The following is a 25,832-nucleotide window of genomic DNA, read 5'->3' as shown; positions in this document are numbered from 1 at the left end:
TGACGAAACAACCGGTATTTGGTGCTTCTGGCCGGACAGGCGGCTATTGAGCAGGCGACCTGCTCACCAAGTCGCCTGCTGTGAATATCGATTCTGATCAGATTGGTGCGTCCGACCACACACCGGTCTCCGACGTCGTCCTACCGCGCCGGCACGTGCTGTCCCGTCCGGTGCCCCTCGGCCGGATGTCCCAGCCGCGCCCGCAGGACCCGGCCGACCACGGCAGGACGGAACAGGCTCTGCGGCGGCCTGAGCAGGTTGGACACCTGATGAAAGGCCAGCGCGACCTGCCCGTCGTGCTGGGCGGCCAGATGGACATGGCGGACATAGCGCTGGATCAGGCGCCCGGCGACGGTACGCGGCCCCTCGACCTGGGGATAGGCCAGGTCACTGCCCACCGCCAGCGTCCAGGGAATGTCGATGACCCCGGCGGCCTGCTTGAAGAAGCGCTGCCACGAGACCTGGCCGCCCGCGCGCAGGCACTCCTGGAGGGCGAGCGCTTCGAGGGCGGCGACCGTCATGCCCTGACCGTAGATCGGGTTGAAACTGCACAGCGCGTCGCCCATCACCAGGTACTGCTCCGGAAACCGGGTCAGGCGTTCGTAGTGGCGGCGCTGGCTGTGCGGGAAATGGTGGGTGACCGGCGCGCCCAGTGGAGTCAGGCGCTCGATCAGGCGGGCGATCTCGGGCGACGGCAGGGCCTGGGCGTAGGCGTGGAATCCCACGGGATCGCTGGGCGGCTGCTCGCCGAGCATTCCGGCCAGCCCGATCATCCAGCGGCCGTGCTCGCAGCTGAGGGCCACGCCGCCCCGTTTGCCGTGCGGCGCTTCCTCCATGATGATGTAGGCGTTCACGTCGTCCGGATGCTGTGGCGCCGCGTCCTGGTAGACCTGCGACGTGTAGGTCACGTCGATGCGAACCACGCTCTCCGCGGGCGCCGCGTAGCCCAGGGCCCGGAGCCACGCGGGGCTTCTGGAGCCGCGTCCGGTGGCGTCCACCGTCAGATCGGCGCTCAGCTCCTCGTGCCGACCCTGGCGCCGGTCTTCCAGCTGCACGCCACGAACCCGGCCCTCCCCGTGCAGCAGGCCCTGAACGCTGACATCATCCCGGAACTGCACGTTGGGCAGGCGGCGCACGCGCTCGCGCACGACCCCCTCGATCAGCGGACGGCTGGCCAGCACGCCGTGGACATCGCTTCTCTGGCGCACCTTGAAGCCACCGACCTGATACCACCGGATGTTCCAGCTGCTGTCGCCGGGAAGGCCTCCGGCCTGCACCAGCTCGGCGCCGAAGCCCGGAAACAGCCGGTCGAGGGTTCGGAGGCCCGCCGCCAGCAACCCGTGAGGCTGACGGCCCTGCGGCACTCCCCGGCGCGGCGCGGTCTCGTTGGGCAGCGGATCGCGTTCGAGCACCGTGACCTGGGCGTAGTGGTCGGCCAGGACGCGGGCGGCCAGCAGGCCCGCCATGCTGGCCCCGAGGACGATGGCGTGCCCGGTGGCAGGCGGCGCGTGCACGGACGTGGACGTGGGCAGGGTGCTCATGGAGTCTCCTTGGTGGGGTGATCTGAAGGTCTCGGATGGATTGGTGTGGATCGGAGGTTCAGGGGAGATATAGGGCGGATCTGCTCGGATTTACGGTCAGGCGGTCTGACGTCAGGCCATACCTCCTCCTTCCCGCAGGAAGGGATCTCCCGGCGGAAGCTGGTGGGGTGGTGTATCGATCGGTCGGATGGGGTCGGCGATGTCGCCGGGGCCAGGGTGGTGACCTGGATTCAGTGTGCGCCCCACACGCACAAACGCCAATACGTAGGGTTACGTAGGCGCGGAATTTGGGGAACCTGGGCGGCGCTCAGTCCAGCTGGTGATCCAGCGCAAAGCGGGCCGCCTGGGTGCGTGTCCGGACGCCCAACTTGGCGTAGATGTGGCTCAGGTGCGTGCTGACCGTCCGCGGCGTGATCCTGAGCAGCGCGGCGAGTTTCTTATCGGTGTAGCCCTGGGCGAGCAGGCGCAACAGTTCGAGTTCCCGCCCGGTCAACCCCAGGCCCGAGAGCGCCGGATCTGGCGCGTCGGTCAGGGGCAGGGCGGCCACGTCCGCCAGCAGCGTCTCGAGCGGCAGGGCGTGTCCGCGCGCCAGGGCCTCGCGCCAGACCTCCGGCCCCAGGCGGCGCTCGGCGGGAGCGAGGTGCCGCCCGGCATCCTGACGCTCCACGGCATCGGGTTCCAGGCCCAGCTGTCTGTGCAGGCGTTCCAGTGCGCCGTACACCCAGGCCGCCGCCCGGGGCTGCTGAACCGCCAGGCAGCAACTCAGTCCGAACAGCGCCGTGGCCGTGTTGGGCGCGTGCCCGTGCTCCAGTGAGAGCTGGAGGCTGGCCAGGAGCTGGGTTCTGGCGCTGTCCCACTGCCCCCGCCGGATTGCCACGAACCCCAGGCCGTAGCGTTCGATGCCTTCCGTGCGCACGTCGCCCAGCTCGCGGGCCACGCGGAGGGCGTCGTGATGGAGCCGCTCGGCCCGGTCGTAGTCGCCCGCTTCCAGCAGCGCGTGCGCCAGGTTGCCCAGCGCCGCCGCCTCGCCTTCCCGGTCGCCCAGCTGGCGGCGCAGCGTCAGGTGGGCGCTGAAATGTTCGGCGGCCACCGCCGGCTCCAGGCGGCCCAGCGCCAGGGTGCCCAGACCGTTGTGGATGGCCGCTTCGAGCAGCGGTTCAACCGATTGCTGGGCCAGTGGCAGGGCGCCGCGCAGGTACGCCTCGGCTTCCTGGGGCCGGCCCAGGCGGCGGCACACGATCCCCAGGTTGTTGAGCACCGAGAGCTCGCCCCGGACGTGCCGGACGCCCTGCCACAGCGTCAGGGCCCGGCGCAGAAACCCCTCGGCGGCGGCGAAATCCCCGCTGTAGATGGCGCAGCCGCCGCGTCCCCCCAGGGCCTTGGCCAGCGCGGTCTGCTGCGCGGTGGTCGGCGGCGGCCCAGGCAGCTGCGCTTCGAAGGCCTGGGCGTCCAGAACCTGGTCGAGCCAGTCCACGGCTTCGTGCAGGTACCCGTGCGAGGCCCAGAACAGGGCCAGCGTTCCGGCCAGCTCCAGGCCCAGCGCCAGATCATGCCCCAGGCTCCAGCCGAGGGCCAGCCGAACATTGGGCTGCTCGTCGTGCAGCCGCTGAACCCAGTGATGCCCCTCGGGGCCGCGCAGCGCCAGTTCGGCCTCGCGTGAGCGCGCGAGCATCCAGCGGGCCTGCCGCGCCTGGGTCTCCTCCCACTCCGGCCCGGCGCGCAGGTGGGCGTGGGCGTACTCGTGTACGGTGTTCAGCATCCACAGCCGTTCCCCATCGCGCTGCAGCAGGCTGTGTTCCAGCAGGGCCTCCAGGCTCCCCAGCGGTGCCTGCGCCACATCCTCGGCGGCCTCGACGGTGCAACTGCCGGCGAACACGCCCAGGCGCAGGAAGACGCGGCGCTCCTCCTCGCTGAGCAGGGCCGCGCTGCTGTCCAGAACCGCGTGCAGGCTGTGGTGATGGGTCTCCGGAGACGGGCGGCACTCCAGCAGCGCCAGGTTCAGCCGGGCAAGCAGTTGCCGGGGCGAGAGCAGCCGCAGCCGGGCGGACGCCAGTTCCAGCGCCAGCGGCAGGCCGTCCAGGCGGCGACACAGTTCGCGGGCGGCGTCCAGCTCATCGGGGGTGGTGGGCGCGCTGCTGGCCAGCAGCAGGTGCAGGCTGGGCGCATCGGGGTCGGCCGCCGACGGCAGCGCCAGCGGCGCCACCGGGTACTCCTGCTCCGGCGCCACCCGCAGCGGATGGCGGCTGGTCAGTACCAGCTGGAGCCGTGGGCAGCGTTCCAGCAGGGCCATCAGCGGCGGCCCCAGCGATAACAGCTGCTCGACGTTGTCGAGCACGAGCAGGCACGCCGACTCGCCGACCATCACACAGACGCTGTCGAAGGGGTCGTCTCCGACCTCGCGGCCCAGCGCGCGGCAGATCTCCTCCAGCGCCCGCTGCGGCGACGATGTCCCGACCAGCGACACGAACACTGCGTCCGGGAGGGCGGTACACAGTTCGACGGCCAGCCGGGTCTTGCCCACGCCGCCGGGCCCGGTCAGGGTGAGCAGTCGCACGCCGCGCTGCGCCACCAGCGTGTGCAGTTCTGCGACTTCACGTGCGCGGCCCAGCAGCGGGCGGCTGGGAGCAGGCCAGCGGATTCCCGGCTGCATCTGCTGCACGGGGAGATTCATCCCTGAAGTGTAGGCCGTGGCACTGGTATGAACCAAAAGTGTCGATCCTGGATCTCGCCTGACTCGCCTGCGCCCTCTAACAGATCCCAGGCGGAGACTCCTCCACTGGTGGCTAATGGCTGGCCGCGGATGGCCTGAGGTGCGAGAACCCATCTTGGAGAGGCCCGATACGCCATTAGATCTCTAGCGCCGTTGCTACAGGGCGTTCAACCGGACATCAGTCGGGCAGCAGGAAGCTGAAGGTGGCGCCTTCCCCAGGCACACTCGCGGCCCAGACCTGCCCGCCATGGCGCTGCACAATCCGTCGCACGTTCGCCAGGCCAAGGCCCGTGCCCTCGAATTCGGACGGGTGATGCAACCGCTGGAAGGGCAGGAACAGCTTGTGCGCGTACGTCGCGTCGAAGCCCACCCCATTGTCCCGGATGGAGATCAGGGTGCCGTCCTCCATGTGGCTGGCCGACACCTCGACCACGGCACAGTCCGATTGGGACGAGTACTTCAGGGCGTTGCCCAGCAGGTTCTGCAGCACCAGCGTCAGCAGTCCGGCGTCTCCCTGCACGGTGGGAAGGGGGGAGAGCCGCCACTCGACGGATCGGGCGGTCGCGTCGGCACTCAGCGTGTCGATCACCTGCCGGGTCAGCTGGTGCAGGTTCACGTCGGTTCGGTGCAGGGGTTGCTGGCTGGCCTGTGAGAGCAGCAGGAGTCCGTCCACGGTCGCCGTGAGCCGCTGCGCGCCATGGCGGATCTGGCCGAGGGCCTGCTCGGCACGGGCGTTCCCGGTCGGAAGCTGGCGCTCGAGGAGATCGGCGAAACTGGTGATGTGCCGGATGGGCGTGCGCAGGTCATGTGAGACCGAATGCGCGAAGGCCTGCAACTCCTCGTTGAGCTGCTGGAGTTCGGCGGTGCGTTCCCGCACCCGGTCTTCCAGCTGGAGGTTCATGGCATCCAGGGCCCGCTGCACCTGCGTCCGTTCATGGAGTTCCACCTGGAGGGCCTGGTGCAGCCGGGCGTTCTCGACCGCCTTGCCCGCCCGGTTGGCGACCTGCTGGGCCAGCTCCAGATCGGCTGGCGTATAGGCCCGGTCCACGTGCGTCCGTGCCAGCCCGAGCACCCCCACCACGGTGCCGGCCGCCACCATCGGTACGTTGATGATGGAGCGCAATTGCAGTTGCCGCACCTCCTCCTTCGACGCTTCGTCCAGCGGGCTGGCCTCGTACATCTCATCGGTGATCGTGGGAACGAGTTCGGCCCGGCCGGTGGTGAAAACCCGGCCGACGCCGGAGTCGGCGGTGGCGCTGGTGGGATGCCGCCGGGTGAACGCCCTGAGAAAGGACACCTGGGCCGGATCCTGGTGAACGATGGTCACCGGTTCGAGCTGGCCGTTCTCGCCGGGCAGGTGAATGACGCACCAGTCGGCGATGCGCGGGATGGTCAGGTGGGCGATGGCGTCCAGGATGGTCGGCAGGTCCAGTGAGCGGCTGAGGATGGTGCTGGCCTCGGCCAGGAAGCCCAACTGTTCATTGAGCCGCTGGGCTTCGGCGAGGGCCGTACTGCGTTGCAGCGACTGCGCGCACAATGACGCCAGCGTGCCCAGGAAGGCCCGGTCCATGGCGTCAAAGGCGCGTTCTTTGTGGAAGGTGAGCGCAAGGACGCCCAGGGTCTCCTCTCCCACCAGCAGCGGCAGGGCGACCAGGCTCCCGGCCGTGCTTGCCATGACGCCGCGCAGCACGGGGTAATCGTGGACGGCCTGTTCGACCGTTTCCACGATCACGGGAACCCGGCTGAGGAACGCCTCGGTGGAGGGGGTAATGCGGGTCAAGGGAAGGTGCCGCCAGTCGGCCAGGAGACTGGGCTCGTAGCCGACGGTGGCGCTGAGCTCCAGCGCCTGACCATCCGGGTGAGAGAGAAACACCGAGCCGGCGTCGGCGCCCAGGGCCTGCACGCCCTCGTGCACCACGGTGTCGATAACGTGTTCGGGCGTCACACTGGTGCCCAGCGCCTGGGTGACGCGCCACCAGGTCTGCACGAACGACCAGGCCCGCTGGGTGGCCAGCTCTTCGGGTGGAAAGGGCGTGGCGGGCGGTGGCAGCTCGGGCATGGCCAGAGCATACGAGTCGTGGGGCGTGGCAGGTTCCCAAGTGGTTCGTGCCATGTGTCTTCCAAGGGCTGTCAAGGTGATTGCCGTGGTGGGATCCTCGGTGACAGTCTGGGTTTTTTGTCCGGCCACATCGGGTTCGGCGACGCCGAGTCCAATGGCGTGAGCTCAGATGTCTGAGCTCTCAAATCACGCGAATCGTCCTGCTGGATCACGGCCATGGGCATGCTGCGCTGCATGGGGAAGCGGTTTCTGCGGTCGGCCACCACCTTGAGGTCATTTTCATTGATTCTCTGGAAGCCATCCTCGCCGACCCACCTGGGCTGCTACTGTTGGGCCGGCCTCAGACCCTGCTTGAGGATTGACAGTGTGTCTGGAAACTGGTCTGTCCGTTGCCACCGAGAAACCGGTCGGTTCCTATGCAGCGGAACTTGCACCGCTGGCTGGGCTGATCGGCACCGCAACGCGTTCGTCAGCGTGGCCCAGTCGTATCTGCTCAAAGAATTCCGGGCTCTGTGCACCGAGGAGGCGGGAACCTGTCACACCTGCAGTTTCGCCGGGTGAACAGGTGACTGGACACCCATCGGGAAGGGCTGGAACTGGCCGCGTGGGTGACCGAGGCCCAGACGCCGCAGGTCACGCTCGCCTTCGCCGCGGAGGCACCGGCCAGGAACTCCGTAGAGGTGTTCTTGACAGAGATCTGAGCTGTATCTATCTTTCATCCATACATCAGACATCTGACAACCTGGTGGGGGTGGACGTATCGCCAAGGTACCCGTACATCGACAGGCCCAGCTGGCCATCCGCCGCTTCATTGAAGAACAGCACCTGCAGCCAGGCGACGTCCTGCCGCCCGAGGCCCAGCTGGCCCGGGACATGGGCATCAGCCGACTGTCCCTGCGTGAAGGCGTCAAATCCCTGGAAGCCGTCGGCATCCTCGAAGCGCGGCAGGGAGAGGGCCTCTACGTCAAGGCCTTCTCCTTCGACAGCATTGTTGAGAACCTCCCCTACTCCTTCGCCACCGATGGCAGATCTCTGCGTGACCTGCTGCAGGTGCGCACGGCACTCGAGGAGGGCCTGGTCGGCATGGTGGTCGCCCGCACCACGCCCGGCCAACTGGCCCAACTTGAGGCGCTGGTGGCGAAAATGCTCGCCAAGGCTGCCACCGGCCGCACCTTCGAGGATGAAAACCGCGAATTCCACCGCGTCCTGTACGCCCCCCTGGAGAACGTCTTCCTCGACCGGCTGGTGGGGTTGTTCTGGGAAGTCTTCCACCGCCTCAACGCCACCGCCGACATGTCGCAGTGGAACCTCGCACAGACCGCCCACGACCACAGGGCCATTGTGGATGCCCTGCGCGCCGGAACGGCCACACAGGTCACGGCAGCGATGCACGCCCACTTCCAACAGATCCACGCCCGCCTGAACCCGGAACAGCCCGCCCCTGTGGTCGCCGATCTGGGATTCGGCGCCGCCGGCCAGCGTTGACCGCCCCTCACCCCGCACAGGAGTCCGTATGTCCAAGCTCGCCCTCAGCCTCGCCCTGACCTGCACCGCCCTGGCCGACAAGGTTCCTACGGGCGCCTTTGACCAGGGCCCAGGCGACGCGCCGCCGGACTGGGTCGAGGGCCGGCGCATCCAGGAGCGGCTGATCCGGCTGTTCGCCATTGCCCTCCAGGGCTCGCCCCGCACGAGTCCCTGCGCCTCCGGCGTCGGCGGCTTCAAGGCGGCCCTGCACCTGAGGGGCCTGATCCCCACCCTCCACATGCACCGCCTGAACCTGCCGCTGAACGACGCCGAAACCCGGCGAATCGAGCACATCCTGGCAGCAGAGAGACTTCTCCCCCATGCCTGACCAGGGGGTGCTGGAACGCCTGCGGGGCCAGCTGGTCGTGTCCTGCCAGGCCAACCCCGACAGCCCGCTGCGGGACTCATTCATCATCAGCCGCCTGGCCCTCGCGGCCGTGAAGGGCGGCGCGGGCGGCCTGCGGATTCAGGGCTTCGACGACGTGCAGGCGGTGCGGGCCGTCACTGACCTGCCCATCATCGGCCTGACCAAGACCGACCGCGCCGACACCGACATCTACATCACTCCCACGAGCGCCGAGGCCGTTCGGCTCGCCGAACTGGGCGCGCAGGTCGTCGCGGTGGACGCCACGCTGCGTCCCCGTCCGGAACCGCTGGGCGACATCATCGGGGCCGTCCACGCGGCGGGTGCCCTGGTCATGGCCGACATCAGCACGCTGGCCGAAGCCCACGCGGCCGTGCAGATGGGCGCCGACATCGTGAGCACCACCATGAGCGGCTACACCCCGTACAGCCCCCAGAGTGGTTATCCGGACTGGGCGCTGATGACTGCCCTGCACGCCGATGGCCTTCCCTTTGCCGCCGAGGGCCGTCTCAACACGCCTGCCGACGCGGCCCGCGCGCTGACACTCGGCGCGCAGTGTGTCGTCGTGGGGAGCGCCATCACCCGGCCGGACGTGGTGACGCGCTGGTTCACGCAGGCACTCCAGGGCTGAGTCTGGTCACCGGCATTGCTGCGCAGGCTCCCTGACTGGGGCTGTTGCTCAGTGTGGCCATCAGTCTGACGGTGCTCGGGTGGGCAACGACCCAACCACACCGTCAGTCTTCTGTGGAGCGGCAGGACGTTTCATTCCCTGTACCAATGGCCTGGACAGGTGACAGGTCAAACCCGGCGGCACGCGCCAGACTCGCCCTATATGACCAACCCGTGGATCGAAGACACGCCGCTCTCCCCCATCGACCCGGACGAATTCACGGCTGTCCTGCTGGGCACCGGGACGCCGCGTGCCTACCCCGGTGCGGCCAAGCCAGCGGTGGCGGTCGTTGTCGCTGGCCGCGTGCTGCTGTTCGACTGCGGCGCCGACACCGTCCGGCAGCTGATCGATTCCGGGCTCATGCCCCAGCGCGTCCGAGACGTTTTTTTCACGCATCACCACTACGACCACAACGCCGGGTTCCCGGATCTGTTCATCAGTTCCTGGCGGACCCACGTGGGGATCATCGCCGGTCGGGCCGTGCCCATGCGGGTCTTCGGGCCACAGCGCACACAGGACATCATCGGCCGGTTCTACGCCGCGCTGGAGTACGACATCGGCCTGCGGGTGTCGTACAACAAGTCCGATCTGGACGGCGCGCGGATCGAATTCGTGGAGGGCAACAGCGGAGTGCTGCTCGACGAGGATGGCGTGCGGATCACGGCGTTTGAGGTCGACCACCGTCCCGTCGAGCCCGCCGTCGGGTACCGGATCGAGTGGCGGGGGAAGGTGCTGGTCATCTCCGGCGACACGCGGCCGGTGCCCACCACCGTGGAGGCCGCGCGCGGCGCCGACGTCCTGATTCACGATGCCTACAACGCCGCGTGGCTGCGTGAGATCAGCGACCAGAATCCGGAACTCGCCGTTCAGGTGACCAATCCTGCCAAGTACCACACCACAACCCTGGAAGCCGCGCAGATTGCGCAGGACGCGGGCGTCCGCCACCTCGTCCTGACCCATCACATCCCGGCACCGAAACGGACGCCGGCGGCGGAAGCGTCCTACACCGAGGGCATGGCCGCCGTGTACGCGGGGCGCGTGACGGTGGGGCGCGACCTCATGCGGCTCCCGGTGTGAAGGGGACTGGGCGTGCTTGAAGCCGCCTTGCAGGCCCATGGCGGCTCATCCGGAGCCCTCTTGTTCGTAGGTGTGCAGCACCGTGAGTCCGAAGGTGGTGAGGCCATACCGCACGTACCCGTAGTCGTGAATGGTCCACGTACTCAGGGCTTCGATCAGCCCCTGGGATTCCAGCGCTTCGATCTCCGAGCGTTCCACTGCCGCGCCGCCCATGAAGTATTCGAGGTGTTCACCAGCTCCGGTCATGTCTGTCCGCTCGAGCAGGGTACCCAGTTTGATCCAGTTCAACAGGTGTGCCTGCGTCTCACTCAGCATCTTGACTCCCATGCCCATCTCCTCTGCGTATAGAGAGTCCTGCCGGGCCGGCCGCCTCAGGAACTCATCCTAGCGAGGACAACCCCCTGTGCCCACCATTCAAGGCTCATCGAGAAAGGTTGGGACTGTTCGGTGTGAACTCCATCAGACAGTACGGTGGATCGACGGCCTCTGGAAGCAGGGTGCGTCCGCACTCCGGGCAAAGGTGGTTTTTCCGGCAGCGGCCTTTATTCAAGCCTCACGTCAGGAATGACGGCAGAAGTTGTTCTGGGTAGGATGACATTAGAGGATAGGAGTGTATATCAAGCAGTGGATATGATAATTGCTCTGATCCACCTTTCTCTTTGCTCTCCTTCGACTCATTCTTCCTTTTGCTCGGGCATAGGCACCTAGGCGAAGACTGGTGACTCATATCCAATTGCATATTCGTCGGAGCGCAGCAGGGCACGGGCGCAGTGCAAGAACGCTTCGTGCACCTCCACGACGATCAGGGTGACGGGCGGCCGGCCGAGATAGGCGTACCGCTCCAGCACCGCCGGATCGCGGGTGAGCCGCGCGACCCCATTGACCCGGAAGCCCTCGTTGACTCCCGGTACCAGGAACAGCAGGCCGACCTGCGGGTCATGCAGGATGTTGCGGATGCTGTCGATGCGGTTGTTACCGGGGCGATCCGGCAGCACCAGGGTGTGCGGGTCGTCCACGAACGCTGCCTGCCCGGGGTCGCCGCGCGGCGAGCAGTCCACGCCAGTCTCGCCGTGGGTCGCCAGCAGCACCAGCGATCCCGGATGCACCAGCAGCCGGGCAGTCAGGGAGGGCGCCCCGTCGAGCAGTCGGGGCATGAACGCGGACGTCGAACGAAGCAACTGGGTCATGGTGGCACTCCTTGCAAGGCGGGGATGGGGGTTGGCCGGGACAGGGCGGAACGCTCCGTCGCCACAGGGCATGGGGCGGCGCGGTTCACAGCACGCGGGAAGTGGACCGTCCCGGCGGTCAGGTCGGGGGGGTCAGTGGCCACGTGGCGACCCGGGCCGCGAGCTGCGCCGTGGCGTCCTCGGCCAGCATCATGTCGTTCCAGATCTCGGCCTCCGGCGCCGGCGCGAACACCTCGACATCGTCCACCGTCAGACCAGCGCAGGTCACGAACGCCACCACCGATCCGCCGTGCACCAGGCGGCGTACATCCGCCGGGTGAACCGGCAGGATCAGGGGCCGGACGTCCGCGCCGGTCATCCTGCTGGCCGTGATTGCGCGCACCCTCGTCAACATCGACGAACGCCAGGCCAACGCCACGCCCGCCAGTGCCCTGCCGCCCCGCGCGGTCACCCGGCCCCACCCCGGCACCCCCAGCTGATGGCCCGCCGGCGCCTCACTGCGGGCGCCGCCCTGGGCGCGTGCCTCCTCACGGCCACCGCTCCAGCAGCGCCCGCGTGCGCGCCCCGCTATGACCTGCAACCGGTGGCCCTGCTCGCCGACCGCCAGTACCGCCTCGCCCCCCTGCTGTTCCTCGCCATGATCACCCAGGAAAGCCAGTGGTGCCCCACGTCAGTGGCGCCGGAGCCCTCGGAATGGGTCAGCTGATGCCAGGAACGGCACGCGATATGGGCGTTCGCGCGCCCTTCGATCCCGTCCAGAATCTGTACGGCTCCGCCCGGTACCTCGCGTTGATGCTCGCGCAATTCCGCACCGTTCCCCTCGCCCTCGCGGCGTACATCGCCGGACCAGGCACCGTACGCGCCGCCGGCGGCCTGCCGGACATTGCCGAAACATGCACGCACGTGACCAGGGTGCTCGGGTATTACGCGGCCTTCCAGCAGGCCGCCACACAGCCCACCGTGCGCGCTGCCAGCACCCGCCCCGCTCCCGCCCCGACTGCACCCGTCCGCAGCGCCCCAGCATCCCCGACGCCCGCCAGAGCGAACGCGGCCGCTGCCCCCGCAAGAGCACCCGCCGCGACCCTGCCCCGCCGTCCACAGACCGCCCCAGGCGCGCCCGCCACACCCCGGCCCACCAGGCCCCTCACGGGCTCCACCAAGGCCACCGCCAGCCCCGCAAAGGCCACCTCCAGCCCCACCGCACCCCCCACACCAGCGCCAGTTCCAGCTCCCCTGACCATCGTGCCGCCCACCGTCACCACCCCCGGCATCACCACCACCGTCCTGCAATCCGGCACGCCCAGCACCCCTGCCACACCGCCGAGCACCACCGTCATCCGCGCCGCCCACTGACTCCCTGAGCCCCTTCCCAGGTGACCCGAATGCCCCTGTCCCCACCACCGCCGATGGACATCACGACCCCCGCCGAGTACCACGCTGTCCTGAAAATCCTGCCCGATCAGATGCGGCAATGTGTCGAAGACAACATCCATGTGATCGAGGAGATGTACCTCGATCTGGGCATGGACTTCGGCGTCAAACTCGACGGTGTCCGCGTCGATTACCCCATCGAAGTGACGCCCGGCGACCTGCTGTACCTGCTCGGCCAGCTGGCCCGCAAGTTCCGCAGCGACGGCCGCCAGGGCATCGACGGTACCCTGCACCGCATCTCCGCTGAGTTCGACGAAGACGAGCTGGTGATCTCGGTCGTCATCCGCGTGGCCCGGGTCACGGCCTACGTCGCCGAACCCCTGCGCCGCTACATCGAACTGGCCACCGGCATCCTCGCGATCGGCCCGCCCGCCGTGGGCAAAACCACCCTGCTCCGTGACATCGCCCGCATCCGCGGCGAGACCCTCGGCAAGGGCCTGATCATCATCGATTCCTCCAACGAAATCACCGGCGACGGTGACCGCCCCCACCCCTTCCTGCGGCACGTCCGGCGCATCAAGGTCGGCGACCCGGCACGGCAAAGCGAAAAGCTCGGCCGCGCGATCCGCAACGGCGGACCGCAAGAAGTCCTGCTCGACGAGGTGGGATACAACGACGACGTGATCCTGGTCGCACGGGCCGCGAACCTGGGCATCTCCGCCATCTCGACCCTGCACGGCCGCACCTTCCGCGAAACCTTCGACAACGACATGTTCTGGCCCCTGCTGGGCCTCAGCAAAGACCAGACCACGGGCCTCATGCACCGGCGCAAAAGTGCCGCGTTCAGCCTCGCCATCGAGGTGCGCGCGAAGGGCTGTTACGTCGTGCACCCGAACGTGAACGCGGCCGTGGACGCCCTGATCCGGGGCGAAGGCGCCGACGGTATCCGCGTGGGGAACTGGCCAGAACTGCAGGTGGCCGCCCTGGCGTCCTGACCGCAACCCCCATCCACCGGCCCGCGTGAGCACACCGTGGGCCGTCCTTCTGTGGGTCACCCACCCCTGCCCAGACGGTGCCGGAGCTGCCCTGCAGGTGCCATCAGACCGCCCTTCCGCACCCGCACCATCGGGCGCGGCTGTCCTCACCAGGCACCACCGGCCGCATCATTCGCGCGCCGCCGGCACCCGTCCCCCATGCCTCCAGCAGAACTCCGAACGCCCAGACGCATCTCTTCAGGCACGACTGACGACGGCCCCCACCGCCCCCTCCCGGCCTGTCCTACCCACCGCCTGTCGGCCCGAACTGGCCAGTCCGCAGGCTGGACGCCTCGATTCCGGAGTCCCACGTCCCCACCGACCATCCCTAGGTTCACCACCCTGCAAGGCTCAACGACGCCACCCATACCCTGACCTCCTGTGCTCTGGCCGTCCACATTGAGGGGTCACCAGCAGGCATCTGACCAGCCCAGACCCGGGCGTTTAACAAACCCAGACCCAGGCCCATCCCCATTTCCACGACCAGCATCGACGGGATACCAGGCCGAACGAAAGAACAAAATCGACCTCCGAACGCAGGCACACATCACGCCGTCGAGACCCCAGATTTCGTCATCACGGTCTGGCTTCGCCGTGGGATGACCGGGTCGATTCGCGCGGCGCAATGCTCCCTGGAAGCGGGGTCATACGAGGCACTGCCGGTATCAACCCACCACTGAAGACACCCACCGCTGCCCCGCACACGCCCCGGTTGCCGACCTGAAACGGCCTCACGCCCACCATGATTTCCTCATCGTGGCCCCCTCCTCCGGCCTTCCAAACGGCCATACCCCTATGTCCGCCATGGCCCATCAGGCCCCGTCGTCCCCTGAACATCCGATGCCCGTTCGGAGGTGTGACGACCGCTGATGCTCCTCAATTTCCCAGTCCATCGCCTGGATTCACCAGGTCTAACGGTGCCCGTCGCACGCCGACCGCGACCTGGCCCGAAGGGGCCTGAATGCACCTGTGTTCCACCTTGTTCTGCGTTCCAATTCCGACAGGAACCTGGGGATCAGCATGGCCCAACGAAGCCTCAAAGCACCTGCGTTCTGCCTCTTCTGGAACCTGAATGCGGCTGCGTTCTGCCTCTTCTGGAACCTGAATGCGGCTGCGCTCTGCCTATCCTGGCATCACGATCCACACGGAAATCCAGCAGTCGACCTGGCCCAACGGGCCCCAAAGCACCTGCGCCTTCCCGCATCTGACGCCCCAGCTCCCACGAAAATCCGGAAGTCAGCATAGCCAGCTGGAACCTCAACGGACCTGCGTTCTCCCTCCTCAGTCGGCCCGCCGGGGTCTGCCACCACGGTCAACTCGACGGCAGACCCCGCACGCCGGCCCCCCACGGGAACCGACACTTGCACTCGAAACCCCTCCGTTGAGAAGGTGCCTTCGGAGGCACCATGACCGACACCACCACCCCGCCCGCCACCCCACCTAGCCCTGAGCGCCCGGTTGAGAACCCGTCCGATCCCCTGAGCGGCACCTGGCTGGATCATCAGGACGCCCCCACGGATGGGGCCGCGCCGGATCCGTTGACCACCAAAAACGGACAGCAGCTGCGCCGCTGGAGTGAGGTGGTGGGCACGATTCCGGAGGCCGAGCGGATGCTGGCGATCCTGGATTTCGAGGAGGCACTGAACGCGGACATCATCATCGCCGCCCCCCTGAACGAGACGGTCACCGTGCGCTACCTGGGGCGGAACAACCGGGTGGTGGAGCACAAGATGGGCGAGGAACTGATCCTCATCCCGGATGATGCGAGCGCCATCGAGGAGTGGATTCAGACGAAACGGACGGAGACCACGTACGCCCTGTTGAAGGCCGATCCGAAGTTCCGGGTGTCCATCGACAGCCTGCGGGAGGGTCACCTGGACGTGGCGACCATCCACGCGATGCGCAAGCAGGCGCGGCAGGTCAGCTCCCCGCCGACCACCAAAACAGACCCCAAAGCCCCGGTGAAACCGGCCACAAAAAAGGGAACGGGCGGCACGAAAGGCAAGAGCTGAGGCGTGCATCGAACCCAGTCATGACCACGTTCAGCATCCAGCTACCCATGCCGAGTCCCACTCCTGAGCCCCGCCCATGACCCTTCCGACTCCTCCACGGTTGACCCTCACACCCGAGGAACTCCGCGCCCTGACCACCCTCTACACGACCGACGGCGCCTGGACTGTCGAGGAAGGGCGGCGCCACTGTGACCGCCTCGACGTCCTGCTCGCCGCCGGTGTCCTCATGCCCGTGCAGACCCTGCTCGGCATGATGTACCAGCTCAGTCCCCAGGGCCGCCTGCAGGTCTTCGGTACCAAAGACCTAGCCCACAGCCTGAGACGACAGCAGGACCGGGCGTACCTGCGGCTGTGCCTGCAGCACTACGGCTGGACGCGCACGACCCCGCACACCACCCGCCACCTGACGAATTACCTGGGCGGTCGGCAGCTGATCGAGGTCATGACCGACGGCGGCCCGGCCCTGGTGGGCGGGCAGATGACCTCCGGCGGGTACCGGGGACTGGCCATCAAGGAGATTGGGGAGCGCCTGCGCTCCCCGGCCCTGCATGACCGCTTTCAGGTCATCCTCTTTACGCCGCGGCCCAGCATGGGGCAGACGGCCGCCGCGCCATTCGCCAACTTCCTGACCCTGATTCCCCTGGTACCGGCAGGAGAGCCGGACATCCATTACGGCGTCCCGACCCGGGCGCAGTACGTACCGCCACCGCCACCCTGGGACACTGATTTCGAGTGGGACACCCCGCACATCACCGCCTCGATGGCCGTCCGGCTAAGGCGCGACGACAGCCCCCTGCCACGCTCGTCGGTGGCCATCCTGTGCGAGCCCAGATCGGCCCGCATCGCGCGCTTCAAGGCTGACCTGACGATGGACCTGGCCATCGCGGACACCCAGCTGCGGCGGCACTACGGCCTGAGTGCCGAGGACATCGAGGGGGTGCCATTCGTGGACGCGGTGCTGCGACCGATGCATGCGAACACCTCGCTTGAGGTGCAGACGGCGGTGTACCTCCGCTCGGCCACCCTGGCATACCGCAACGACGCGGCCCTGATGCACCTGGTGGGCGTGGGGGAAATGCGGCGGCATCTGAACGTGGTGTACCCCTCACAGTGGACCGTCTCCACGGCGGGGCGGCACCGGATCGAGGAGCCGGATGCGCTGTGGCATCGGGGGGCGTTCGACGTGGCCGTGGAGTATGACACAGGGGAGTACAAGCTCCACCATGTGCTGCGGAAACTGGATGGATTTGCGTCGCGCGGGCTGCGGGGTCCGGTGTGGGGGGTGCCGTCCGCACGGCGGGCGGCGTTCCTGCAGGGGGAGGTCGGATCCCGCCTGATGGAGCCACCGCTGGTGACACAGTGGTGGCTGCCGGAGACGCCGTTCATGGTTTGACCAGCTGCGGCCCGGACTTCTGAGCGGCGCCAAACTCCTCACAACGCTCTGCGACATCGTGACGGCACGCCGGCAGAACCCCTCACAACGCTCTGCGACATCGTGACGGCACGCCGGCAAAACCCCTCACAACGCTCTGCGATTTCCGGAATCTAAGAGAGTCCTACCCCATTGCGCGCACAGGCCTGTTGCGTCTTGCTCGTCAGCGGAAACAGGGCGCGTGGCGTTCCAGGGGTCGTGCCGGGCTTGAGCACCAGCAGATGCACTCCCAGCAGCGTGTCGTGGGGTGGTGGACGTGGGCAGTCTGGCGGCCACGCGACGGCGTGGCGTGACCGCAGGAGTGTCGCACTTCGCAGCGCTCCCCTCGTGCCGGCCGAGTGACCACACCATCCGAGCGAGCTGACCCGTGCAGAGGTCACGCCTCCCAGCTTCACATCTCGACCTCGCCACGGTGACCTGATCCCTCCAGGTTCACGTGTGCCCACTCCTCCGCCCAGGTCTTCAGCGCTCCGCCGTGACACTGCACGGGACGTCCGGGCGAGATGCGATCCCCCACACCTCACCCGCCCACGGCGGGACGAGGCGGGCATGATGACTGACGCCCTTCCGTCCCCGACCACGTCCGCCCTGTTCGCGCCGGGAGAGCCCGGCGCGGGCACCCTCGGCGGTGTGCCCTTCGACGCGCCCGGCATCCTCGATACCCTGCGCAACCCGTCCGCCCGTCCGGTGGTCGCCCAGGCCTGCTCGCAGTTCACCCGTGAGCAGGTGAACTCAGTGCACCATGTGGTCAACACGCGGGGGCACGTGGTGGTCCGCTCGACCGCCGGGTCGGGCAAGTCCAAGCTCCTCAAGGTGATGGCTGAGGTGCTTCCCGCCCGGCAGCGGATCGTGGCCGTGGCGCTGAACGTGTCGATCGCCCGGGAGCTGAAGGTCAGCCTGCCCCCGGACGTGCACGCGAGTACCGTCCATGCGCTGGGGTCAGACCGCGTGCGGGAGTCCTGCCCGACCGAGGCGAAGTTCGTCCTGTGGAAACGCAAGCACATCATCGACCGGCTGCTTAAGGAGCGGGGCCTGTAACGCAAGCAGGAAGCCAAGGCACTGCTCCAGCTGACCCGCGCGACCATGACGGACATCGCGAACTCGGCCGAGCAGATCGTGGCGCTGGTGGATGACCTCGACCTGGTGTTCCCGCCGGAGTGGGACGTCGTGGGTCTGGTCAAGGCGGTGCAGCAGGCGGCCCTCGACGAGTTCCTCAGCGCAGGTCACGACGACGAGGACATGCTCTCCCTGCCGCTGAAGATGGGCTCCGGGTATGGGTCGGTGGACGTGGCGCTGGTGGATGAAGCGCAGGACGTCTCCCGACTCCAGCACCGCCTGCTGCGACACCTGCTCGGCAAGACCGGACGGGATGGTGCTGGTGGGCGACGAGCACCAGGGCGTGAACGGCTTCGCGGGTGCGGACATGAGCGGCATGTCGCGCGCGGCCGACCTGCCGGGAACGGCTGACCTGCGGCTCACCGTGACGTTCCGCTGCCCCCAGGTCGCGGTGGATCTCGCGGCCGAGTTCACGGACGACATCAAGGCCGCGCCGGGAGCCAGACATGGAGAAGTGGTGCCCGGGTCGGAGGACGAGCGGCTGACGTGGCTGCGACCGGGGGACCTGGTGATGGCCAGACGCAACGCGCCGGTGGTGAGCCTCGCGCTGAAGCTGGCGTCGCTCGGCGTGCCGGTGGAGGTGCTGGGGCATGACCTGACCAAGCTGCTGGAGGGACATGTCGGTCGGGCCCTGGCGTACCCGTTCGCGCTGTCGGAGATCGAGGGCCGACTGTCGGAGTACGGGATGGCCAGACTCCAGGAGCATTACGAGTCGGGCGTGCGGGGCAAGGCGCTGCGCCGCCAGTTGCGGGAGGACGCGGACCTGCTGGCGTGCATCGCGACGGTGGCGGGCGAGGTGGCGTGGCATGCGGAGCAGGAGGGCGCGCGCGGCACGGCGGCGGGCGTGATGGCGGTGCTGGGCAGTCTGCTTGGCGCGAAGGGCCGGGCGGTGCGGCTGTGCACCATCCACAAGGCCAAGGGACTGGAGGCGGAGCGGGTGGCGGTGCTGGAGGCGGAGGAGGTGATGGAGGCCGGACGGCAGGACGCGCAGCGGGGCGACCGGGCGCTGGCGTTCGTGGCGCTCACGCGGACGAAGGACGTGCTGTTCCTGGCGTCGGCGGAGACCAGCACACCTCACCCCGAGGGGGAAGGCAACCATGAAACCGATTGATGTCAGAGACCTGCGGGTGTTGCGGGTGCGGGCCTTGCAGCTGGCCGCCGCTGAGGGATTGACCTTCGGCCCGGCCCTGGGCACCACCGTGGCCCCGGCCCTGCCGACCGTCGCGGCCACGCCACCGGTGAGCAGAGCGACTACGGCCCTCCCCCCAACCGGAGCGCAGCCACCAAAAGCAGAGCAGGCCACGGATCCGGCCACGGCTTCAGCTGGTGAGACCACGGTGCCGGACTTCGTGCGCCGCCGGGTGCGGGTCACGCCGCCGGTCATGCCGGAGGTCACCGAGGCAGCTGCGCCGGCAGAACCTGCACCGACCGCACCGACCAAGGCGACGACCGCGCAAACCCCAGACCCGGCAGAAGACAAGCGCCCGGCACCAGAGGACACCCTCGCGCTGCCGGACTTCTCGGACGAGGTGATGGGCTCGGAACTCGACGCGGCCCGGGCGGGCATGGCCGCCATGCTCCAGGGCACCCTGGGCGCCGGCGTGACCCGGGGCGTGCAACGGGCACGAGACCAGCAGAGCAGGAAGTGACCAGGGGACGCCCGCGGGCGTCCCCTGTGTCATGACCCCACCGCGCCCGGTGGCCTCACCAGGATCCGGTGCCAGGTCAGCCCCGCTGGCCGTGACCACCAGGAACCTTGGCACGCACCGACCGGACACCCATTGCCGCGTGGTGGCCAGGCCAGGTCATGACGAATGAACGCCAATGGTGGAGGGCGCAGCGACTGAACAGCCACAGCCGCGAGTGGGCCAATCCCGGTGACGTCACTGGGGGGTGAGACCCGCTTCCAACAGATGGACTTCACCGCGCGTCCGCGCGGCACAGGAACGCAGGTCGAACGTCCTGCCACCGGCAGGCTCCCGGCGCACCGGAGACACCGGCGCCACCCGACCACAGGAGTGCATCATGCGTGGAATCAACAAAGGTCTGCTCACCGCGTCCCTCGTCCGCACGCCCATCACCTGCGAAGTCCCCATCAGTGGCTCCGCCGCCACCCTCACCGTCGCCCTGATGACCCTCGCCGTCGCCACCACCCGCGACAACGGCACCCAGTCCATCCAGTACCTGCCCTTCACCCTCATCGGCGCGCAGGCCAAGAACCTGGTCGACCGCATCGCCAAACTCCCCGAAGGCCCGGTCGTCCTCGTCGGCACCTACGCCCTCGAACAGGACCGCTGGGATGACAAGGCGTCCGGCGATCCCCGCTCCCGCCTCGACGCCAAGATGCTCCACGTCGAGATCGCCGACGGCCCCTTCAGCTTCCGCACCGACCGCAAGGGCAACTACATCCTCGAAGGCGGCATGAACAGCATCACCGTCGGCGGCAACACCACCGCTGAACCCACCGTCCGCTACGCCCCCAACGGGGACAAGATCGTCGAGGTTGGCGTCGCCCTGAACGAGGTCTACCAGAAGGCCGGTCAGCGCGCCGAGAAGGTCACCTACGTCCGCGTGACCGCGTGGCGTGAGCAGGCCGACATCCTCGAAGCGCTGCCCAAGGGCAGCCCGCTGATCGTCGACGGCGCGCTGAACTACGAGAACTGGAAGGACGATGACGGCAACCAGCGCTCCACCCTCAAGGTCGAAGCCCACCGCATCGTCGTCGTCGCCAAGCCCGGCGCCGCCCTCACCCCGCCCGCCCACGTCACCCCGCCCGCCATCCCGGACAACGCCGCGACCGCCTCGAAGATCCCGGACGTCGCCAGCCCCGACCAGGCCCCCGAGGAAGAAGACCTCCCCTTCTGATCCACCCGCACCACCCACGCCCCCCCAGCAATGGGGGGGTTCGTCATGCACGGGCGCCCCCCGCCTCCACTAGGGTCATGCCACCTCACCACTCACCCCGCTCACGCGGGGACGGGGCGGGCATGACCTACACCGTGACCGACGACACCCAGGCCTGTGCGTTTCCGGCCAGCGACTGCACCGCGTGAATGACCGCGCACCACCGCGGCCTGCCCCGGCAGGCGGTGGTGCTGACGGTCGCGGCGCCGCTGTACTGGCCCATCAGGGCCAGCAGGAGGCTCATGACGAGGGCTGCGCCGGCAATGAGGTGCTTCTTCATGGTGGTCATCGTAGACGTCACAGGGTTCTGCTTCGGGGCCCGGCATGGAACAGCGGCAGCCCGGATCTGGAGGCTGCCGCTGCGGTGGGAACGCTCAGGAAGGGCGGATAAGGGGGGCGATGGGGGTGAGATCCGGGCGTTCCGCGCGGACGGGCGCGTCGGCGATGGTCATGGGGATGGGGTCGGAGTCGTTGGTGACATACAGGGCGTTCAGGGTCATGAGCCAGTCGAGGTAGTCATAGACGAGATTTTTGGGGGGCGCATCAGAGAATGCTTACACTTCAATTTACCAAGGCGACATCTTCATGGCCACTGATTCAAGATGACGACGAGAACCTGATTGCCGCACCAGAGGCGTCACTCGACTATGTATTCCGGCGGGCTAGGACTAAGGGCAGGATGGGCTCTGGCGACTTTCCGGACGTACTGGTGCACCGGAAGGGGTTCGAACGGAGAGCTGAACCACGGCCCGTACGCCGTGACGGGCCACGGAGCCACGAGTTCCGCCGGCGCCTCCGTTTCCATGAGCAGGCAGGCGCCAAGCAGGGCATTCATCACCAACTGTGGATCGTCACAGTCCGTGGTAAGCCACTCCGGACGAACCCATGCCACCCGGCCGCGTACCGGACTCTCGCCGACTCCATTAAGGGCCACCGGCCGCCCATTCACGCAGGCCACCATCCGGCGGCGGGTCGAAAACTGCAGATAGGACGTCTCCCGCGGCCGGAGGTCGAGTACCGCCTGCTCCTCCAGGGTCGGCGGCCTGATCTCGATGCCATGCCGCTGCGCGGCGGCCACCGCGTCCTCGATCGGAGCCCGGTTGATCAGGTGCCCGGTCAGTCGCACGTGCCACAGAGGCTCGGCCGTCCAGCCGCGGCCACCGTAGATCGCCTCCATGTCCATCCGCAGAGGCGAGTCAGGCAGCCAGGCGGCCACACGAAGCGGCTCCAGCCTCCACCGGTCTATAGACAGTGAAATGGAGACTTCAATCTGCGCCAAGAGTGGCTCAAGGAGATCCACGTCCATCGGCCCGGTTAGCGCGACAACGCGGGCATGGCCCGGCGCCAGCAGCTCCCACCACGCGGTAGCGACCGTCTGGCCGCGCCCCCAGGCGATCCAGACTGGCGGATCCTCGATGTGGGGCAGCGGCGGGAGTTGCGCGTAAGGACACCACTCGTCGTACAGCCGCCCCCCCCGTCCGTAAGGGAGTTGCCGGTCTAAGAAGGTACGGATTTCGCGGCTGTCCATGCGGGAGGCCAGGTGTATTGCGGAATTAGGGTCACTCGTTGTCATTCAGTCTCCAGGGGTGATGAGGTGACGATGGCCATTCGGAACAGTCAACTCATCAGTCAACTCCCGAGTTGATGTAGGTGCCGCCGCCAGCATGGTCAGGCATCCGGTTCACGGCGACGACAGCTTCAGATCCGCCGACTACTATCCAGAATGACAGTTTTGATGTCTTTTGTAAACGAACCTGTTATAAAGCGTACTGCTGTGAAGCGTCGCACTCTGGGGTGTCGCTCTGCAGGCTTAAGGGATGGTTCGCCGACCGCGCAAGGTACATCCGCCCACGACTGAAGATCTGGCTTTCCGTCTGGCGCTGGGACAACGAATCCGGGCATTACGGGTATCCGACTACAGCCAGGATGAGTTCGCAGATGCCATTGATGTTTTCCGCAGTCATATGAGCGCCATCGAACGGGGCAAGACCGATCTTAAACTCTCGACCTTGCGGCGTATTGCCTCAGCGCTGAACCTGCCTGTAGACGAATTGCTCCGTTTGGAATCCACAGAATAACTTGTCACCGAGATGAAAGGTTGGCCCGTACCAATACAAAGTTGCGATTCATTCCGCCCGAACTTGAAGAGAACATGCTTGAGATGGATGTAGCGTCTGCTCAATCATAGTGCAGGCGATTGGAGTGGTTGTCCCGGAATCTCATTGCTCCCTACGAACGTCAATGGAGTCCGCGATACCGAATACTTTCGAGAGAACGGTGGTGCCCATTAAGTGTGGCAACTAGCGCAGGTTTGGAATCGTTCTACTATCTCCCCTCTCATACACTCCATCATCCCTCCTCACGCCACGGGGCACCGGCGTCCCCAGCCCCAACCACAGGCGGTACGGATTCCAGCCAAGGGTGTCCTCCCATGGTTCGAGGAGACGGTCGTGATCGACCGTCAGGACATAATTGCCCTGCTCGCTCCACGCCAGCGGTGTCACGAACCAGTCGTCCAGCGGCGGGCGGCGGCCATCGGCGCGCAGCAGGTCGGGCATCACGGTCATCCCACGGAGGAGGCGGGCCAGCAGAGCGAGACTGATGAGTGGGGAGCGCGCCGTGTCGTCGATCCACACGGGCTCGGCTGCGATGGTTCTGACCTTGGCATCGTTGAACGTCACGCCATTGACGGCCAGGATCTGGCCGTCTCTGCTCGCTTCCCAGAGCGTTTCCAGCTGGTACCTCGGGCGGGGGAGCTCACCGGTAATGGACAGCAGTTCCCGGATACCACTGGACTCGGGGCTGAGGGGGCGAAGCGTGATGCCCGCGTCCGTCGCCTGTCTCACCACGCTTTCCAGCACCTCGTGTCGCGGCGTCGCGCCCTGGAGCAGGCCGAGCCACATTGGGTTCGGTCGTGACCAGCCCTGTTTCGTGTAGGCCGCGCTCAGGCGATTCGCATGGGCACCGACCGGCACCCAGGCGGTAACCGTTCCAAGGCGGATCACGCCGGCTGAGGCGATCACTTGCACGCAGGCCTGGGCGTAGCGCAGCAGCTGCCAGGTGGGTTCGTCGTACTGCGGATCCGTGAGTACGACGACCTGCACGTTGCATCTGTCCAGCAGTTCGTACCAGCTCACGCCGACCACCCTTCGGCCGGCCGTCACGACGAAGACCTCGTAGTACGGGACAAGCACGCCCAGCGCTGGTCGCCCTCCCGGCCATACGACGTCGAACTTGTTCCCTCCATCGACAAGGAACCGCTCGAAAAGCTCCCTGATGTTCGGTTCGTCTGTGGGGCGCGCAGGACGAATGTGGCTGAGTTCTGGCTGTCGGCGTGCCATCAGCGGGGTGTGTTGCGGCGCCCTGTCGCTGTGGGTGTTGAGTCCCGCTGATCCAAGACAATCATCTTGGTACAAGATTACCATTGACTTGATTCACTGTACATGCAGTTATGAACTGCCGACGCTTCCGGGGTGCCACGCACCAGCCGACCCTTCAGTCCCCTACGCGCCGTCTTCGGCGCGCGGTATCGCGCGGCCCGGAAAACGCGAGGCCTGACGCTTGATGACGTCGCCCATGCCGCTCAGATCGACTGGTCGTACCTCGCGCAGCTGGAACGAGGCCAGCGTAACGTTGGCATTGACGTCATGGACGCCCTAGCCCGGGCCATAGGGGTACCACTGCATGAACTGCTAGTGCCGGAGGAAGGAGTCGGTGAGGAGTGATGGACACCTGACGTTGATTCGAATCAAAAGACAGTTAGAGACGATCATCGATCCGCAGGGTCGCAGCTCAGAAGACGAAACACTCCGAGCACACATCCTGGCCCGTGCCTAGGCGTTCACCCATTCCATCGGTTCCCTCACAGTCGAGCGCCTCCAGGCCGGAATTCCCGTGCCGGCAGGCCACGTCTCCCTCATCGCTCCCGACCCTGCTCAGTGGGGCGCATTCGACAGTGGCGACGCCCAGCTCAACATCATCATCCTGGACGAAATCGCTGATGCCCAGCGAGGGCTGGTGGCGCTGTATGGACTGACACGCGGCGACACCCGTCTGGCCGTGCTTGCCCTACACGTCGGACTCCAACGGGCCGACCCAGCGATCCTGAACAAGGTGGATGGTCAGGCGTGCGTTCCCACCCTCATCATCCCTATCGTCGCCGTGCACCGAGATCACCAGCGTCAGGGCGTCGGCCGCCAACTGATGGACGTCGTGATCAGCGTGGCGCGGGCCCGGGCACCGTACCTCGGCATCACGACGCTGTCGCTCACCTCGACGCCTGAGAGTGACGCGTTCTACTCAGCTCTGGGCTTCGAACGTGACGAGGTAGCTGCTCCCGACGGCACCCGGGCGCGCTGGCTGCGGCTGCAGTGACGACACAGCCTGCACCTTGACACCCTGAGACGTCACCCCAGCGCACCGTTCACGATCGCCACCCACGCTGTGCGCATCATAGGGACAGTGCCTACCTGTTCCCCTGTCCATCCCGGCGGCCGATGACGCGCCGCATCAAACCCGCTCCACGACCCCGCTACCAGCAGACGTACCCTGACCATCTGGCCACCGCAGAGGATTTGCGCGCCCTTGGCCTGCGCCCCGCCCCGAACGAGCCAGCGGCGATCCTCGAGTACGCCTTCAAGGACAGGAGCGGCATCTGTGCGCTGTACGCGCGGGACGAAGCCGTGCCGATCACTGCCCCGCGCGAACCAGCCTGAGGACAGGTTCCGTCTGGCAACGAAGAAGGCGACCTCTCGGCCGCCTTGATTTCTTCACTATAGCCCGGTATTCACGGATACGCAACCTGGCCAGTTCGATGGAAAATTAGCCCTCC

The 25,832-nt window shown here is 67.1% G+C and carries 28 protein-coding genes; 18 read left to right on the top strand and 10 right to left on the bottom strand.

Annotation, left to right across the window (positions count from 1 at the left end):
- Positions 1-140: 140 nt before the first annotated feature.
- The 3 genes from E7T09_RS16335 to E7T09_RS22530 form a co-directional block, all read right to left on the bottom strand.
- Positions 141-1,541: an NAD(P)/FAD-dependent oxidoreductase gene (locus E7T09_RS16335; protein ID WP_136390258.1), complete on the bottom strand. Its 1,401-nt coding sequence runs from the start codon at positions 1,539-1,541 to the stop codon at positions 141-143.
- A 307-nt stretch (positions 1,542-1,848) separates the two neighbouring features.
- A complete protein-coding gene (locus E7T09_RS16330) occupies positions 1,849-4,212 on the bottom strand; it encodes a tetratricopeptide repeat protein (protein WP_168734895.1) in 2,364 nt (787 codons plus the stop codon).
- Positions 4,213-4,429: 217 nt separating this feature from the next.
- Positions 4,430-6,310, bottom strand: coding sequence for a GAF domain-containing protein (locus E7T09_RS22530; RefSeq protein ID WP_168734894.1), 1,881 nt, complete (start codon positions 6,308-6,310; stop codon positions 4,430-4,432).
- A gap of 759 nt (positions 6,311-7,069) precedes the next feature.
- Here E7T09_RS22530 and E7T09_RS16320 point away from each other — a divergent pair.
- From E7T09_RS16320 to E7T09_RS16305, 4 genes are all read left to right on the top strand, one after another.
- A complete protein-coding gene (locus tag E7T09_RS16320) occupies positions 7,070-7,795 on the top strand; it encodes a FadR/GntR family transcriptional regulator (RefSeq protein ID WP_136390255.1) in 726 nt (241 codons plus the stop codon).
- Between the two features lie 28 nt (positions 7,796-7,823).
- Entirely contained in the window at positions 7,824-8,162 is a 339-nt protein-coding gene (locus tag E7T09_RS16315; RefSeq protein WP_205747039.1) for a hypothetical protein, read from the top strand.
- Entirely contained in the window at positions 8,155-8,829 is a 675-nt protein-coding gene (locus E7T09_RS16310) for an N-acetylmannosamine-6-phosphate 2-epimerase (protein WP_136390254.1), read from the top strand. Before E7T09_RS16315 ends, E7T09_RS16310 begins: the two co-directional genes overlap by 8 nt.
- A gap of 201 nt (positions 8,830-9,030) precedes the next feature.
- Positions 9,031-9,945 carry an MBL fold metallo-hydrolase gene (locus E7T09_RS16305; RefSeq protein WP_136390253.1) on the top strand — a complete coding sequence of 305 codons (915 nt, stop codon included), beginning with the start codon at positions 9,031-9,033 and terminating at the stop codon, positions 9,943-9,945.
- A gap of 45 nt (positions 9,946-9,990) precedes the next feature.
- Here E7T09_RS16305 and E7T09_RS16300 read toward each other — a convergent pair whose 3' ends face one another.
- The 3 genes from E7T09_RS16300 to E7T09_RS16290 all read right to left on the bottom strand — a co-directional run bounded on the left by E7T09_RS16300 (position 9,991) and on the right by E7T09_RS16290 (position 11,490).
- Positions 9,991-10,272: a hypothetical protein gene (locus E7T09_RS16300; protein WP_136390252.1), complete on the bottom strand. Its 282-nt coding sequence runs from the start codon at positions 10,270-10,272 to the stop codon at positions 9,991-9,993.
- A gap of 377 nt (positions 10,273-10,649) precedes the next feature.
- Positions 10,650-11,132 (bottom strand): pyridoxamine 5'-phosphate oxidase family protein, encoded by a 483-nt coding sequence (locus E7T09_RS16295; RefSeq protein WP_136390251.1) that lies wholly within the window; start codon positions 11,130-11,132, stop codon positions 10,650-10,652.
- 118 nt (positions 11,133-11,250) lie between these two features.
- A complete protein-coding gene (locus E7T09_RS16290; protein ID WP_136390250.1) occupies positions 11,251-11,490 on the bottom strand; it encodes a hypothetical protein in 240 nt (79 codons plus the stop codon).
- A gap of 120 nt (positions 11,491-11,610) precedes the next feature.
- On the opposite strand from E7T09_RS16290, the gene E7T09_RS16285 reads away from it, so the two are divergent.
- From E7T09_RS16285 to E7T09_RS16240, 10 genes are all read left to right on the top strand, one after another.
- Positions 11,611-11,838, top strand: coding sequence for a hypothetical protein (locus E7T09_RS16285; protein ID WP_136390249.1), 228 nt, complete (start codon positions 11,611-11,613; stop codon positions 11,836-11,838).
- Positions 11,838-12,485 carry a lytic transglycosylase domain-containing protein gene (locus E7T09_RS22120; protein WP_205747038.1) on the top strand — a complete coding sequence of 216 codons (648 nt, stop codon included), beginning with the start codon at positions 11,838-11,840 and terminating at the stop codon, positions 12,483-12,485. Before E7T09_RS16285 ends, E7T09_RS22120 begins: the two co-directional genes overlap by 1 nt.
- A gap of 29 nt (positions 12,486-12,514) precedes the next feature.
- Positions 12,515-13,498: an AAA family ATPase gene (locus tag E7T09_RS16275; protein ID WP_136390248.1), complete on the top strand. Its 984-nt coding sequence runs from the start codon at positions 12,515-12,517 to the stop codon at positions 13,496-13,498.
- 1,445 nt (positions 13,499-14,943) lie between these two features.
- A complete protein-coding gene (locus tag E7T09_RS16270; RefSeq protein ID WP_136390247.1) occupies positions 14,944-15,549 on the top strand; it encodes a hypothetical protein in 606 nt (201 codons plus the stop codon).
- A gap of 76 nt (positions 15,550-15,625) precedes the next feature.
- Positions 15,626-16,942 carry a hypothetical protein gene (locus tag E7T09_RS16265; protein WP_136390246.1) on the top strand — a complete coding sequence of 439 codons (1,317 nt, stop codon included), beginning with the start codon at positions 15,626-15,628 and terminating at the stop codon, positions 16,940-16,942.
- 591 nt (positions 16,943-17,533) lie between these two features.
- On the top strand, positions 17,534-18,019 hold the full coding sequence (locus E7T09_RS16260) for an AAA family ATPase (RefSeq protein ID WP_168734893.1): 486 nt from the start codon (positions 17,534-17,536) through the stop codon (positions 18,017-18,019).
- 45 nt (positions 18,020-18,064) lie between these two features.
- Positions 18,065-18,448: a hypothetical protein gene (locus E7T09_RS16255; RefSeq protein WP_136390244.1), complete on the top strand. Its 384-nt coding sequence runs from the start codon at positions 18,065-18,067 to the stop codon at positions 18,446-18,448.
- Positions 18,360-19,208, top strand: coding sequence for a 3'-5' exonuclease (locus E7T09_RS16250; protein ID WP_168734892.1), 849 nt, complete (start codon positions 18,360-18,362; stop codon positions 19,206-19,208). The genes E7T09_RS16255 and E7T09_RS16250 overlap by 89 nt, the downstream gene beginning before the upstream one ends.
- Entirely contained in the window at positions 19,195-19,746 is a 552-nt protein-coding gene (locus E7T09_RS16245) for a hypothetical protein (RefSeq protein ID WP_136390242.1), read from the top strand. Before E7T09_RS16250 ends, E7T09_RS16245 begins: the two co-directional genes overlap by 14 nt.
- Before the next feature lie 376 nt (positions 19,747-20,122).
- The gene (locus E7T09_RS16240) at positions 20,123-20,962 is read left to right on the top strand and encodes a single-stranded DNA-binding protein (RefSeq protein WP_136390241.1); all 840 of its coding nucleotides are present in this window, start codon (positions 20,123-20,125) and stop codon (positions 20,960-20,962) included.
- 127 nt (positions 20,963-21,089) lie between these two features.
- On the opposite strand, the gene E7T09_RS16235 is transcribed toward E7T09_RS16240, so the two are convergent.
- The 3 genes from E7T09_RS16235 to E7T09_RS16230 all read right to left on the bottom strand — a co-directional run bounded on the left by E7T09_RS16235 (position 21,090) and on the right by E7T09_RS16230 (position 22,529).
- Complete coding sequence (locus E7T09_RS16235; RefSeq protein ID WP_136390240.1) at positions 21,090-21,281, bottom strand: hypothetical protein; 192 nt, start codon at positions 21,279-21,281, stop codon at positions 21,090-21,092.
- A gap of 94 nt (positions 21,282-21,375) precedes the next feature.
- Positions 21,376-21,501, bottom strand: coding sequence for a hypothetical protein (locus E7T09_RS22480; RefSeq protein ID WP_255578439.1), 126 nt, complete (start codon positions 21,499-21,501; stop codon positions 21,376-21,378).
- A 137-nt stretch (positions 21,502-21,638) separates the two neighbouring features.
- Complete coding sequence (locus E7T09_RS16230; protein ID WP_136390239.1) at positions 21,639-22,529, bottom strand: hypothetical protein; 891 nt, start codon at positions 22,527-22,529, stop codon at positions 21,639-21,641.
- 289 nt (positions 22,530-22,818) lie between these two features.
- On the opposite strand from E7T09_RS16230, the gene E7T09_RS16225 reads away from it, so the two are divergent.
- The gene (locus tag E7T09_RS16225; RefSeq protein WP_136390238.1) at positions 22,819-23,079 is read left to right on the top strand and encodes a helix-turn-helix transcriptional regulator; all 261 of its coding nucleotides are present in this window, start codon (positions 22,819-22,821) and stop codon (positions 23,077-23,079) included.
- Between the two features lie 222 nt (positions 23,080-23,301).
- Here E7T09_RS16225 and E7T09_RS16220 read toward each other — a convergent pair whose 3' ends face one another.
- Positions 23,302-24,342 carry a hypothetical protein gene (locus tag E7T09_RS16220; protein WP_136390237.1) on the bottom strand — a complete coding sequence of 347 codons (1,041 nt, stop codon included), beginning with the start codon at positions 24,340-24,342 and terminating at the stop codon, positions 23,302-23,304.
- 132 nt (positions 24,343-24,474) lie between these two features.
- Here E7T09_RS16220 and E7T09_RS16215 point away from each other — a divergent pair, with 132 nt between their 5' ends.
- The 3 genes from E7T09_RS16215 to E7T09_RS16205 all read left to right on the top strand — a co-directional run bounded on the left by E7T09_RS16215 (position 24,475) and on the right by E7T09_RS16205 (position 25,716).
- Positions 24,475-24,726, top strand: coding sequence for a helix-turn-helix domain-containing protein (locus tag E7T09_RS16215; protein ID WP_136390236.1), 252 nt, complete (start codon positions 24,475-24,477; stop codon positions 24,724-24,726).
- Between the two features lie 169 nt (positions 24,727-24,895).
- A complete protein-coding gene (locus E7T09_RS16210; RefSeq protein ID WP_205747037.1) occupies positions 24,896-25,375 on the top strand; it encodes a GNAT family N-acetyltransferase in 480 nt (159 codons plus the stop codon).
- A gap of 122 nt (positions 25,376-25,497) precedes the next feature.
- Complete coding sequence (locus tag E7T09_RS16205; RefSeq protein WP_136390235.1) at positions 25,498-25,716, top strand: hypothetical protein; 219 nt, start codon at positions 25,498-25,500, stop codon at positions 25,714-25,716.
- The last annotated feature ends 116 nt before the right edge of the window (positions 25,717-25,832 follow it).

Source organism: Deinococcus sp. KSM4-11, from assembly GCF_004801415.1.
Classification (GTDB): Bacteria; Deinococcota; Deinococci; order Deinococcales; family Deinococcaceae; genus Deinococcus.
The sequence above is the reverse complement of the archived record's forward strand: the minus strand, read 5'-3'. Positions and strand labels throughout refer to the sequence as shown.